This window comes from Mesorhizobium sp. M1328 (assembly GCF_040318075.1).
In the GTDB taxonomy this organism is placed as follows: domain Bacteria; phylum Pseudomonadota; class Alphaproteobacteria; order Rhizobiales; family Rhizobiaceae; genus Mesorhizobium.
In genome coordinates this window covers 1-13,396 of sequence record NZ_JAMYLO010000001.1, presented here as the reverse complement: position 1 = coordinate 13,396, position 13,396 = coordinate 1, and the positions used below count along the sequence as shown (strand labels likewise).

Below are 13,396 nucleotides of genomic sequence, written 5' to 3'. Positions count from 1 at the left end.
CGGTCGTCGAATACAGCCCGGCTCCGCGCCGGGCTTTTTCTTGGCTGTTACCGGTTCTGAAGCTACGATGCCGACCCCGTCGTGTTGCTAACGGCGTCATCGTGGAGGTGCTGGTGCCCGACCCTGGTCCTGCTGCATCGCCGGCCGCCGATCTGACCGCAGCAGAGAAGGCGCCACGCAAGCGCAGCCAGGCGGTGGTGGTCGTGCACGGAATGGGCGAACAGCGGCCCATGGACACGTTGAGGGGATTTGTCCAGGCCGTATGGAGCCACGATCCGGCCCGTGCTCCGTTCTATGCCCATGTCGCCGATCCGGCCGACCCGATGGGTGCGAAAATCAACCAGAGCTGGATCACGCCCGACAGCCGGACCAATTCGCACGAGCTTCGCCGGATCACCACGCCCTATGATGTCGATGGCCGCCGCACCGATTTCTACGAGCTTTACTGGGCCGACATCACCCAGGGCACGACCCGGAGCCGCCTTGCGGCCTGGGTGACGACCCTGCTCTGGCGCAAGCCCGCCGATATTCCGCACGATGTGCGCAAACTCTATGTCGTCACGCTTTTGGCCACCATCGTCGTCCTCGGCGCGGCGCTGGCGCTCGCAACGTCGACCTGGCAAGGCTACATCTCCTGGACGACCGGCGTGCTTGTCACGGTTCTGGCGTCGTTCGTCATCTGGTCGGTGGACCAGTTTGGCTTGCCTTATTTCGGCGATGTCGCCGCCTATGTCCGGGCCGAAGCGGCAACGGTCGAGAAGCGGGCGCTGGTCCGCGAGCGTGGCCTCAAGCTGCTGAAGCGCCTCATGATCGACGACGCCTATGACCGCGTCGTGCTGGTCTCGCACAGCCTGGGGTCGATCATCGCCTATGATCTGCTGCAGATATTGTGGGCCGATTTCAGGCCTCGAAAGCTGGAAGCCATTCGCGACAGAGCGCGGCTGAAGGCGATCCACGCCGTGGATAAGGCGACGCTGGCCGCCGATGCCTCCGCTTGGCCCGACAGCCTCGACGACCTCCCCGTATTCCGGCGCAACCAATGGGAGCTCTACCGGCAGCTTCGCGTCGGCGACGTCGATCATCCGCTGCCGTGGAAGATCAGCGATTTCGTCACGCTCGGCAGTCCGCTGACCCACAGCGAGTTTCTGATGACCTACAACCTCGCCGAATTCAGGCGCGGCATCGCCGAGCGCCTGTTTTCGGCATGCCCGCCGATCGCCGACAGGGCGGCGGGCGGGACCATGCTCTACCAGGAAGGGCGCAGCCATTCCGGCAAGCCGCAGCGGGCCGTGCATCATGGCGCGGTGTTTGCCGCGACGCGCTGGACCAATATTTTCGACAGGGGCAATGGCTGGCTGACCGGCGACCCGATTTCAGGGCGGATGACGGAGAACTTCGGTCCCGGCGTGGAAAGCGTTCAGGTCGAGCTGCGCGGCTCGCGCGGCCGCGTCTTCACGCACAGGCTCTATTGGTCGCTGGTGGCGAGCGGTGTCGAGATCAACGCGCCGGCCGGCGCACAGCCACGCTCGCACCTAGCCGTGCTGCGCGATGCGGTCGATCTCGGCCGCAAGCTGGGGGACTGAGCTTTCGTCGGCGGCGAGCAGCGCACGACAATGCTGCGCCGGCAGTTCAAAGCAAGGTCCCCTTCGAGGGTAATCTTCCCGACGCGGACCGAGTTCGCTTAGTCACCGATCAACGATTGGTCAGGAAAATCGCTTCCTCGTCGTCGCGCTGCCTGCCGCCAAGTGCTGCAGCCGCGCTGGCAATGAAGGCCCCGACGACCAGCGAAAGCGCGCCAATCAGCGAGAAGGTGGCGCCTGCCTTTCTGGCGGTGTCTGCCGCCTGCTGGGCCTTGACCTTGGCGTCCTGCGCTTTGGCGATTACCGCATCGACGCGAGCGGTGGCATCCGCTTCGGACAGGCCTGTGCGGGCGGCTACTAGCCGCGACAGATAGGTCTTGTCGTCGGCCGATATTTCGCCTGCTGCGCCACTCGCGATCAGAATGCGCGATGCCTGCGCGGTTGCCGCGGCGTCGCTCTCCGGATTGGCGGCAGCGAGCCTTGCCGGATCGGCCGGGCGGAACAGCGTATCGACGAAATACGATGTGGCGTTGTCAGTCGAGGCGCTACCCGCGTTTGCAGCAGCACCTGCCGAAGCACCCAGTGCCGCGCCGGATGCCACAGTCGAAGCGGCCTGGACACCGGTACCTATCGCGGCCGAAAGCGCCGTGCCGAGCACGCCGGCGACGAGCAGCGTCGCCAGCGCCCAGGCCAGGAAGCCGTGAGCGGTATCGCGGAAGAAGACTTCATCGGTGTGGATGCCGACCCATTTGGTGCGCAGGCGTCCGGCGAGGTAGCCGCCCAGGGCCGACGACAGCCACTGCACGACGATCAGCCAGACGGCGGTGGAAACGGCGAAAGTGGTGACTGACGCACCCGAGCCGGACCATGGCGACACCATGCTCAGCCCAAGCCCGGAGCCGAGCAGCATCAAAGTGAAGGTAAGCGTCGACGCAGCAAAGGCGCCGGCGACGATTGGTCCCCAGCTGACGGCGGGGGAAGCGGATTCCGCCGGTGCGGAAACGTCGACAGCTGTTACGGTGGACTGCATCGAAGCCTCCCTACCGTGCGAACAGCATGATCAGAATAATGATCGGAATTGGGACTCCGAGAAGCCAGAGCAAAATGCCACGTCCCATGGATGCCTCCTGCGGCGATTGTGATCGACTACAATGCCTTGAAAGCCTTTCCGTTCCGGCGGTCCTGGTGATCTTTGTTGCTTGCAGCAGTCGGCATTGGTGCGCCGAGGCGCACCAATGCACTTCATGCCTGGCGGCTGGGTATCTGGATCGCGGCTCAGATGTCCAGATTGGCGACCGACAGCGCATTTTCCTGGATGAATTCGCGCCTTGGCTCGACCTCGTCGCCCATCAGCCGCGAAAACAGGGAGTCCGCGTCCGTTGCGTCATTGACCCTTACCTGTAAGAGCGAGCGCACATTCGGGTCGAGCGTCGTTTCCCAGAGCTGCTCGGCGTTCATCTCACCAAGGCCCTTGTAGCGCTGCATGGTCAGGCCCTTGCGGCCGGTGGCAAAAACGGCGTTGAGCAGTGCGAGCGGCCCCGAAATGGTTTCGGAGACGTCCTTGCGGCGCAGCACTGGCGGCTCGCCGTAGATTTCTGCTAGGCGCGGCGCATAGCGGTCGAGCTGGCGTGAGTCGGCGGAATTGATCAGCGCCAGATCGAGATGCGCGAATTCCTTGACGCTGCGCACCGTACGCTCGAAGACGTAGCCGCCGATGCCCTCGTTCGAGGTCGACATGCGGCCTGTCCAGCCACGCTCGGTATCCTCGGCGATAATGTCGAGACGGCGGGCAACACGCTCGGCCATCTCGTTGGCGCGGCCGAGATCGGTGAAGATCTCCGGGTTGAGCGCGCCGGCAATCGCTGCCTGCTCGACCACGCCTCTGTTATAGCGCGTGTGCAATCCGTTGATGAGCTGGCGGACAGCTAGGGCGTCGTCGATGGCGCTGCGCAGGTCCTGCCCGGCCCGCACCTCGCCCGTGCTGAGCGCAAGCGACGCCTCTTCCAGCCCCGAGCCGATCAGGAATTCCTCGAAGGCGGCTTCGTCCTTGATATATTGCGAGCTCTTCCCTCGCGTCACCTTATAGAGCGGCGGCTGCGCGATGTAGAGATGACCGCGTTCGATCAGTTCCGGCATCTGCCGAAAGAAGAAGGTCAGCAGCAAGGTGCGGATGTGGGCGCCGTCGACGTCGGCGTCGGTCATCAGGATGATCTTGTGGTAGCGCAGCTTGTCGGCATTGAACTCGTCCTTGCCGATCGAGGTGCCGAGCGCGGTGATCAGCGTGCCGATCATGTCGGAGCCGAGCATGCGGTCGAAGCGGGCGCGCTCGACATTAAGGATCTTGCCGCGCAGCGGAAGAATGGCCTGGTTCTGGCGCGAACGGCCGCCCTTGGCCGAGCCGCCGGCGCTGTCACCCTCGACGATGAAGATTTCGGATTTCGCCGGATCGCGCTCCTGGCAATCGGCCAGTTTGCCGGGCAGCGAGGTGACGCCGAGCGAACTCTTGCGGGTGATGTCGCGTGCCTTGCGCGCGGCTTCGCGCGCGGCAGCGGCCTGGATAACCTTCTCGATGACCGCCTTGCCCTCGGTCGGGTGCTCCTCGAGCCAGGTGCCGAGCGCTTCGTTGACGAGCCCTTCGACCACCGGGCGAACCTCGGACGACACCAGCTTGTCCTTGGTCTGCGAGGAGAATTTCGGGTCGGGAACCTTGACCGATAGCACTGCCGTCAGCCCTTCGCGGCAATCGTCGCCGATCAGCGCCACCTTTTCCTTCTTGGTCAGGCCTGAGGAATCGCCATAGCCGGTTATCTGCCGCGTCAGCGCACCGCGGAAGCCGGCCAGATGCGTGCCGCCGTCACGTTGCGGGATGTTGTTGGTGAAGGCCAGCACGTTCTCGTGGTAACTGTCGTTCCACCACATAGCGACTTCGACGGTGATCCCATCGCGCTCGGCGCGGATCGCGATCGGCTTGTCGAGCAGCGGCTTCTTCGTCCGGTCGAGATATCTGGCGAACTCTTCCAGCCCGCCATCATAGTGCAGTTCATGGCGCACGATGTCGGCATGGCGGGCATCGGTCAAAACGATGCGCACGCCGGAGTTCAGAAAGGCGAGCTCGCGCAGCCGGTGCTCCAGCGTGCCGTAGTCGAACTCGACCATGGTGAAGGTTTCGGACGACGGCAAAAACGTGATTTCGCTCCCGCTGCGCCCTTCATAGGTGCCGGAGACCTTGTGTTGTTCGTAGGTGCCGGTGACCCGCAGCGGCGCGTCCGCATCGCCATGCGTGAAGCTCATCTCGTAGATCTGGCCGTTGCGGCGGATTTTCAGTTTCAGCCAGGCCGACAGCGCGTTGACGACCGACACGCCAACGCCGTGCAGGCCGCCCGACACCTTGTAGGAGTTCTGATCGAACTTGCCGCCGGCATGCAGCTGCGTCATGATCACTTCGGCCGCCGAAATGCCTTCGCCGGTGTGGATATCGGTCGGAATGCCGCGGCCATTGTCGATGACCGTCACCGAGCCGTCCGGATTGAGCGTCACCGTCACCAGGTCGGCATGGCCGGCCAGTGCTTCGTCGATGGCGTTGTCGACCACCTCATAGACCATGTGGTGCAGGCCCGAGCCGTCGTCGGTGTCTCCGATATACATGCCCGGCCGCTTGCGAACGGCATCCAAGCCCTTCAAAACCTTGATGGAATCGGCGCCGTATTCGGCTTCAACGCCGTTGGCGATGTCGGTCTGTTCGCTCATGAAAACCTGTCTGATTGATGCCGTGTGCAGAGCGCGAAAAATCGGCTTCGAATCGCGCATTCCTAATGTCATAGATATAGGCGCAAAAGGCGGTTTTTCCAAGGTTTGCAGGCATTTCCGAACGGAATGACCGTCGCGTCGGCCGGCTACCGGCGCCTGGCTTCGATCCTGGCCAGCCGCTCCCGCAGGAACTTGACCATGAACTTGTATCGCGGCGCCAGCCGACCGGTCCGGTCGAGCTCGAGCGTCATGTCGAGCGCCTTGGAAAGCACGGCCTTCGGGTCCTTTGCGACTTGCGCGTAGTCGATATAGGCGACCACAAGGTCGCGTTGCCGGGTGGCGTTGTCCGGATCGGACCGGGCAAGTTTCTCGCGAATGGCCAGGCTGTCCTGAAGGGCTTGCCGGGCTCCCCTGACGTCGCGCTGCCTTAGGCGCAGCGTGGCGACTTCGGACAGCGTTATCGATAAGTCCCGCTGCCAGTCGGAATTGGCGGGATCGAGCTTGGCCAGCCGCTGCGCAATCGCGTAACTGTCAAGATAGGCTTTCAGCGCGCCTTTGTGGTCGCCCTGTATCGCCAGGACGCCGGCGACCTTCTCGAGGCAAACGGACAGGTCGCGTTGCCAATCGGTGTTGCTCGGGTCGCCGGCGGCGAGCGCGCTGGCTTGTGAGAGTGCCTCACGATAAGCCGAAAGTGCCGCCGGCCAATTCTCCTGGTCGCTCAGCGCGTTGCCGATCTTGGCGTTGCCGACCGACAGGTCGCGTTTCAGCTCGGTGTCGTCCGGATCGCGTTTCGCCAGTTGCTTGACGATCGCCAGACCTTCCTTGTAGGCCGCCAGCGCCCCGGCGGCGTCACCGCGTTCGCGCAGCAGGTCGCCTATCGTATCGTGGCTGACCGAGACGTCACGCTGCCGGTCGGCGTCTCCCGGTTTGTCCGCCGCCAGCGCCAGCCGCACCTTCAGGCTCTCTTCATAGGCCGCCTGTGCGTTGTCCAGTTGGCCTGCGACATGGGCAAGGTGACCGATCTCGTCGTAGGTGATGGTCAGGTCGCGCTGCAGTTCGGCACGGTCGGGCTCTCCGGCGGCGAGCTGTTTCTTGATCGACAGGCTTTCCTGGTAGACCTCTGCGGCGCCGGCCAGATCGCCTTGCGTCGCCAATACGTTGCCGATCTTGTCGTCGGTCATCGCGAGGTCGCCGAACCACTCCAGATTGTCCGGTTCTGCCTCGGTCAGGCCCTGCAGAATGGTCTTGGCCGTCTCATAGTTTTGCAGAGCTGTCGGCAGATTGCCTTGCGCCATCCGCACGTTGCCGAGCTTGACGTGGCTGACGGCGAAGTCGCGCTTCACGTTGGGATCGGTTTCATGATGCGACCGCCGCTCGAGATCGGCTTGCAGCGCCTCGAAGGCGTGGCCGGCCGCATCGATATTGCCGACCGTGGTATAGAGCTTGCCGAGCTCGTCCAGCGTGCGGATCAAGCGGTCAGCGTCGTCGAGCGACAGCACCACCTGCCCGGCTTCGCCATAAAGCGCGAGCACGGATTCATAATCCTTGATGGCTGTGGGGTAGTCGAGGTCGGCGCGCGCCGCCCCGCCGGACAAATAGCGCGTCGCGGCTTCGGAGAGCGTGCGGCTGACGAAATTGGCCTTCAGCGCGTTGCGCGAGACATTGTCGATCTCGGCTGCCTCGGCGAGCTTTTTGCGCGCCGCATCGAACGCTCCCAGCGAAAGCTGCTCTTCGGCCTGCCGGCGCAAAGCCGACACTCTGAGATCGTCGGATCCAAGCGTCTGCATTTCGCTCCGCACCTTGACGAAGGCGTCGGCTGCCTCACGCAGCCTGGCGTTCAGACTGTCCGCGGAGAGGTGGCCGGAATCGGAACTGATCAACGCGCCATAGAGCGGTGCCAGCGGCATGTCGGCGTCGCTGGCGATCTTCTCCACTTCGCCGCGCATCTCGGGCGTCACCTCGGCCATGGCCAGCAACAGGCGTTCGCGTTCCGGCAGTTTCTCCTTGGCCGAGGCGGCAAAGAACAGCTGCGGCAGGCCGCTCTCGACATAGGGCAATTGCTTTCCGCGCGAGAGATCGTAGACCTCCTGTTGCACGAGCGTCAGCACCGAGCGGATCTCGAGACCTTCGGTGCCGAGATATTTCGTCAGCGCCGCGGTGAACGGCGAATTCTGGCCGGTCCCATCCGCTGCGGTCTCGCCGGGCGCCGCCGAGAAGGCAAACAGGATGTTTTCTGCCCGCCCGATGCGGCCAAGACCCGGCCGGACCTTGTCGCTGACCTCTTTTACCAGCGCCGTTGCGCCGCGACCTTCGCCGCCCGTAGCCGCAAACGGATCGCTGCGGCAGGCATCGAGCACGATCAGCCCGACCTTGCTGGTGGCGGCGACGGCCGCGCGGATCACCTCCAGCGGCAGGCTGGTCCTTTCCAGCGTAGCGAGCGACGACGCGTCTGCATCGACCGGCAGGAGCCGATTCTCGCCGGCGATCTCGACGCCGTGGCCGGAGAAGAACACCAGTGCCACGTCGGCGCCTTTGGCATCCTCGCGGAAATCATCGAGCGCCCGGCGCATGCGCCGCAGGTCGCGGTTGGTTTCGAGGAAGACCTCGAAACCGAGCTTCCTCAGCGCCGTTTCCATGACCTCGCCGTCATTGACGGGATTGGCGAGCGGCCGGATCAGCCGGTAGTCGTTCTCGGCGATGACCAGCGCAACGCGCCGCTCCGCCATGGCAGCGGAGGCCGTCGAGAGGATCAGCAGCAAGGCAAACAGAAAACGCAAATCGAACCGCCCCGGCCCGGTCATTTGCCGGAGCATTCCATCTCTTTATGGCATGAGCAAGTTATGGCATCGGCAAGTTCGGCCGTTCGCGTTGTCAGCCGACCCGCATCGGCCTCAGCGCTTCGCTCCAGCGGAACAGCTCGTCCAGCATGGTCCTGGCCCCGCCGAGCACCTGCTCGCTGGGCAGGAAGGCGCCGGTCTCATCGAGCAGCTTCTGGTACATCGGCAGCGCCACGCCTTCCGGAATCGGCATGACGCCGACGGCGGTCAGCAACGGTTTGACCGCCTGCGCCGCTCGTAAGCCGCCGGAGACACCGCCGTAGCTGAGGATGGCGGCCGGCTTGTATCGCCATTCCCTGAGCAGGTAGTCGACCGCGTTGACGATCGCGGGGGCGGCGAAATAATTGTATTCCGGCGCTACGAAGACGAATGCGTCGGCGGCGTCGATTGCTTTCGACCAGGCTTTCGTGTGGCTGTTTTCGTATTTGCCGAGTCTCGGATGATGCGGTTCGTCCAGCACTGGCAGGTTGAAGGCGGCGATATCGGTGAGCAACGGCTCGAATTTGCCGTGTTCGCGCGCAAAACTTTCCAGCCAGTTTGCGAAAACGGGTCCGGCGCGACCCGGCCGCGTGCTGCCGATGATGACGTTCAACTGGTGCTTCATGGCAGGCTCCCGCCGGTTAGTGGCATCTGTGGTGCTGCCACCTAAGACACGCAGCCGGACACAGCAAGCAGGCACTTTCCGGTGCCCCGGTCACATTCCAGAGAGCGGATGCTTCGCCTTGTCGTCCGGTCACATGGACGCCTGCCTTGCACGCCACTACATTGAGGTGTCAGCGGAGCAAGTCATGGACAGTCAGCCCGTCCCCTTCGTCCCGCCAGCGCCGAAGCCGCGCACCGCGCCGCCCTCGACGTTGGAGATGATCCGCATCGTCTACCGCAATCCGCTCGAATTGTGGGGCGAGGCGACCTACAACGAGCCCTGGATTTCGGTGACCGGCGTCGGCGGGCCGCTGGTCATCGCCAACGATCCCGGCCTCATCCGCCATGTGCTTGTCGACAACGCCAAGAACTACAAGATGGCGACGGTGCGCCAAAAGATCCTGCGGCCGATCCTGCGCGACGGCCTGCTTACCGCCGAAGGCGAAGTGTGGCGGCGTTCGCGCAAGGCGATGGCGCCGGTGTTCACGCCGCGCCACATCTTCGGCTTCGCCGAGCCGATGCTGAAACGCACGCTCGAATTCGTCACCCGTTACGAGCAAGGTGGCACGTCGGATATCGCCCACGACATGACGCTGCTCACCTTCGACATCCTGGCCGAGACACTGTTTTCGGGCGAGATATCGGGCGAACCCGGCAGCTTCGCCAAGGAGATCGACCGCCTGTTCGAGACGATGGGCCGGGTCGATCCGCTCGACCTTTTGCGTGCGCCCGACTGGCTGCCGCGCCTGACCCGCATCCGCGGCCGCAAGACCATGGCCTACTTCCGCAAGATCGTCACCGACACGGTGCAGATGCGCGAGGCGCGGCTGAGGCGCGCTCCGGACACGGTGCCGCAGGATTTTCTCACGCTGCTGTTGAAGGCGGAAGGACCGGGCGGGCTGACCCGGGCCGAGGTCGAGGACAACATCATCACCTTCATCGGCGCCGGCCACGAGACTACAGCCAGGGCGCTCGGCTGGACGCTCTACTGCCTTGCCGAAGCGCCGTGGGAGCGCGAAAAGATCGAGCACGAGATCGATGCGGTGTTGGCGCGTGAGCCCGACCCGACGAAATGGCTCGACGCCATGCCGCTCACCCGTGCCGCCTTCGACGAGGCGCTCAGGCTCTATCCGCCGGCGCCGTCGATCAACCGCGAACCGATCGAGCCCGAAACCTGGAACGGCCTCTACATACCGCGACGTGCCGCGGTGCTGGTGATGCCGTGGGTCGTTCACCGCCATCGGAAATTGTGGGACCGGCCGGACGCTTTCATGCCGGAACGCTTTCATCCGGGGAACCGCGAAAAGATCGACCGTTTCCAGTATTTGCCGTTCGGCGCCGGCCCCCGCGTCTGCATCGGCGCCAGCTTCGCCATGCAGGAGGCAATCATCGCATTGGCGATCATGCTGTCGCGCTATCGTTTCGATACCACCGCACAAACTCGCCCCTGGCCGGTGCAGAAGCTGACGACGCAGCCGCAAGGCGGCCTGCCGATGCAGGTCACCCGGCGCGCGTCGTAGGCAACCGCACGTCCGTTCGTGTTATGCGGCGGACTTGCGTTGGAACTGGCCGGCGGCGCGGTAGCGCCAGAGATAGCTTGGCAGGATGGTTCCGATCGACCGTGGCTGGATACCGAGGCCGGCGAGCGTCCTGTTGTCCTTGACGGCGGCATCCGACACCACATTGTGCTGGCGCAACAGCAGGACCTGGTCCTTGGTCAACAACGGATTGGGCAGCAGCCCGAGAATTGATGCCTGGAGGTTCGCCAGCCACCATGGCACGGGCAGCAAAAACCGCTTGCGTTCGATGATGACAAGCAGCTCTTGCATGCATTCCTTGAAGGTAAGCACCTGCGGCCCACCGAGTTCATAGATCCGGCCGCCCTGGACCTTGCCGTCGACCGAGTGCGCCACCGCTTCGGCGACGTCGCCGACGTAGACCGGCTGGAATTTCGTCTGCCCGCCGCCGATCAGCGGCAGCACCGGGGAAAAGCGGGCCATGTTGGCAAAGCGGTTGAAGAAACCGTCCTCCGGCCCGAAATTGATCGATGGCCGCAAGATCACGGCGTCCTGGACCGTCTCCAGAACCGCCTTTTCGCCGAGCGCCTTGGTACGCGCATAGTCCGATTGCGCGTGGAGATCCGCACCCAGAGCCGAGATATGGGTGAGGCCGGCGCCGACGGCGCGCGCCGCTTCGGCGATAGCGCGCGTGCCGAACTCGTGGACGGCAGTGAATTTCTGCCGGCCGGCTTCATACGGGATTGCCACCAGATTGACGACATGGTCGGCGCCTTGCACGGCGCGGTCGACCGACCAGCGCACCCGGACATTGGCCTGCACCGGCTGGATCTGCCCGACATTGCCGAGCGGCTGCAGGTGGCCGGCGAGATCGGGCCGGCGGCAGGCGACCCGGATGCGGTAGCCGCGCTTGGCCAGCGCCCGCACGACATGACGACCGACAAAGCCGGAGCCGCCGAAAACGACGACGAGCTTTGGGGTCTGAAGGATTTCGGTCATGGCTGGCTCCGGCGGGCTATCCAGATGGCTTGATTGAAGCCGTTTCATAGTCGGTTTCGCGCCAAAGGCAAAGGGCGACGATAGGTCGCCCGGCATTGTTGAAGCATGGTTTTCCGGATCCGTTCGAAACGGCAGAAAATCCTGCCGACGCGCGGCTTTGGGGTGACTCCATTCGGAACAGGAACCTTTGTTCGGTCGGCGATTTTAGATGTATGGTTTGATTCCGAATGGAGGATATTGCCGATGACGACAAAATGCGTTGCGATCTTCGCTCTGGCTTTCGCAACAGGCTGCAGCATTGGCCCTTCGGCGTTCGCCGGAAACCGGCATCACCACCAAGCTCAACCCGAACGTTACGTTCCCGCCAATGGCGACATCATCGACATCCTGTTCGGTGGCCCGCGTTACTATGACAACCACTTGTTCACAACGGCCGCCGAACCCTGCTCCTACAACAGAGTAGGACCGGAAGCGAATGCGCTGAACGTCATCAACGATCATCATTGCGGGAAGTAGGCTCGCGCTGCCGGATCGGCCGGCGTCGTCAGCCACTCATCGGACAAACGATTTTCTTCAGGATGAATAGCGGGCGGCGAACTCGGAAATGCGCTGCACCACGGCTTTCGGCGCGCTTATGCCGCGGGCCGCCGCCTTCTCAGCCGCTTCTGCCCGGGCACGCCCTGGCACATGCACGCCATAGCGCCGCAGCAGCCGGTCGAGTTGGTCCTTCATCCGGTTCTCGAAGTCCGGATCGAGCAGCTTGGGCTCGACGGCGAGCACGAACAGGCCGGTCCCCGGACTGTCCGGCCCGCCGCTGAACCATGGCGCATCGAGCGACCAGTTGGCGCCCGACAGGCCCGCAGCCAGCACTTCGACCATCAGCGCGATGTTGGCGCCGCGCTGGCCGCCAAAGGCAAGCATGGCGCCCTTCATGGCGGCTGCCGGGTCGGTGGTCGGGTTGCCGCTGGCGTCCAGTGCCCAGCCTTCGGGGATCTTCTTGCCGTCCTCGGCCGCCTTGCGGATGTTGACGAAGGCGGTGGCGCTCGACGACTGGTCGATGACCAGCGGTGCCCCGTCCGCAGCGGGTGCGGCAAAGGACATCGGGTTGGTGCAGTAGACCGGTTTGACCGAGCCCGATCCGGCAAGCACGGCCGGGCCGTTGGTGGCGGCGAACGACACCAATCCCTGCACGGCCAGCCTTCCGGTGAAATAGCCGAGCGCGCCGCACGTATAAGCATTCTTCTGCGAAAAGATGGCGACGCCGAACAGCCGCGCCGCCTTGGCGAGGTCATCGATCGTGCGGTCGAAACCGGTATGCGCCAAGCCGCCGCGCGCATCGGAGAGATAGACCGCGAGCGCCGGCCTGGTGATCACCGGATCGGCGTTGCCGTCGATACGGCCGGCCTCCAGTGCTTCAAGATAATCGATGAAGTGCGACAGCCCGACGGTCGACAGTCCTTCCGCCTCGGCCGCGACGATCGAGGCAGCCAGCGACTGCGCCGCCTCTTCGTTGGCGCCAGCGCCAAGTGCGGCCATCCGGCACAGCCCTGTCGCCTGGTCGAGACTGAGTTGCATTGTGATTGCCATGGATATCTGAGCGAATGGGTGAATGGTGAATAGTGAGTGGGATTTAGCCGGTAACACTACGGGCTACTGACTACTGACTATTCACCATTCACCATTCACCATTCACCATTTTACCTAACCCATCTTGTTCGGAATCCGCGCCTCGAGCCGGCGGAAGCCGAAGACCAGGACACCGGTGATGGACATATAGACCAACGCCAGAAGCAGCAAGGGTTCGTAGGTGACGAAGAGATCCTGGCGCACCCGCGAGGCCACGGCATAGATGTCGACCATGGTTATCGTCGCCACCAGCGGTGTTGCTTTCAGTTGGAGAACGGTTTCGCCCGCCAGCGTCGGCAGCGCCCGGTGGATGGCCTGCGGAAGCCATATGCGCCTGAAGATCTTCCAACGGCTCATGCCGAAAGCGCGGGCCGCCTCGAGTTGGCCATGCGGCACCCCGGCGAAGGCGCCACGCATCACTTCGCCTTCATAGCCGGCATACGAGATC

General features: G+C 63.9%; 10 protein-coding genes. 3 read left to right on the top strand and 7 right to left on the bottom strand.

Translation table 11 applies throughout. The features are described 5' to 3' along the window. Positions 1-113 precede the first annotated feature (113 nt). Positions 114-1,583 (top strand): hypothetical protein, encoded by a 1,470-nt coding sequence (locus NKH23_RS00050; RefSeq protein ID WP_353034119.1) that lies wholly within the window; start codon positions 114-116, stop codon positions 1,581-1,583. Positions 1,584-1,692: 109 nt separating this feature from the next. Here the strand turns inward: NKH23_RS00050 and NKH23_RS00045 are convergent, their stop codons facing one another. The 4 genes from NKH23_RS00045 to NKH23_RS00030 form a co-directional block, all read right to left on the bottom strand. After that, positions 1,693-2,610, bottom strand: coding sequence for a hypothetical protein (locus NKH23_RS00045; RefSeq protein ID WP_352915223.1), 918 nt, complete (start codon positions 2,608-2,610; stop codon positions 1,693-1,695). 245 nt (positions 2,611-2,855) lie between these two features. After that, positions 2,856-5,327 carry a DNA topoisomerase (ATP-hydrolyzing) subunit B gene (gene gyrB / locus NKH23_RS00040; protein WP_352915225.1) on the bottom strand — a complete coding sequence of 824 codons (2,472 nt, stop codon included), beginning with the start codon at positions 5,325-5,327 and terminating at the stop codon, positions 2,856-2,858. A 146-nt stretch (positions 5,328-5,473) separates the two neighbouring features. Continuing rightward, positions 5,474-8,140 (bottom strand): caspase family protein, encoded by a 2,667-nt coding sequence (locus tag NKH23_RS00035; RefSeq protein ID WP_352977081.1) that lies wholly within the window; start codon positions 8,138-8,140, stop codon positions 5,474-5,476. A 58-nt stretch (positions 8,141-8,198) separates the two neighbouring features. Beyond that, positions 8,199-8,768 (bottom strand): NADPH-dependent FMN reductase, encoded by a 570-nt coding sequence (locus NKH23_RS00030; protein WP_352915229.1) that lies wholly within the window; start codon positions 8,766-8,768, stop codon positions 8,199-8,201. A gap of 184 nt (positions 8,769-8,952) precedes the next feature. On the opposite strand from NKH23_RS00030, the gene NKH23_RS00025 reads away from it, so the two are divergent. Then, a complete protein-coding gene (locus NKH23_RS00025; protein WP_352915231.1) occupies positions 8,953-10,326 on the top strand; it encodes a cytochrome P450 in 1,374 nt (457 codons plus the stop codon). A gap of 21 nt (positions 10,327-10,347) precedes the next feature. Here NKH23_RS00025 and NKH23_RS00020 read toward each other — a convergent pair whose 3' ends face one another. Continuing rightward, positions 10,348-11,322: a complex I NDUFA9 subunit family protein gene (locus tag NKH23_RS00020; RefSeq protein WP_352915233.1), complete on the bottom strand. Its 975-nt coding sequence runs from the start codon at positions 11,320-11,322 to the stop codon at positions 10,348-10,350. 105 nt (positions 11,323-11,427) lie between these two features. Between NKH23_RS00020 and NKH23_RS00015 the strand changes: the two genes are divergently transcribed. Beyond that, positions 11,428-11,838, top strand: coding sequence for a hypothetical protein (locus tag NKH23_RS00015; RefSeq protein ID WP_352915236.1), 411 nt, complete (start codon positions 11,428-11,430; stop codon positions 11,836-11,838). 57 nt (positions 11,839-11,895) lie between these two features. Here the strand turns inward: NKH23_RS00015 and NKH23_RS00010 are convergent, their stop codons facing one another. Together NKH23_RS00010 and NKH23_RS00005 are read right to left on the bottom strand one after the other, a co-directional pair. After that, positions 11,896-12,897, bottom strand: coding sequence for an Ldh family oxidoreductase (locus NKH23_RS00010; protein ID WP_352915238.1), 1,002 nt, complete (start codon positions 12,895-12,897; stop codon positions 11,896-11,898). Positions 12,898-13,023: 126 nt separating this feature from the next. Continuing rightward, on the bottom strand, positions 13,024-13,396 hold a 373-nt coding region (locus tag NKH23_RS00005), incomplete at its 5' end, for an ABC transporter permease subunit (RefSeq protein WP_353015899.1).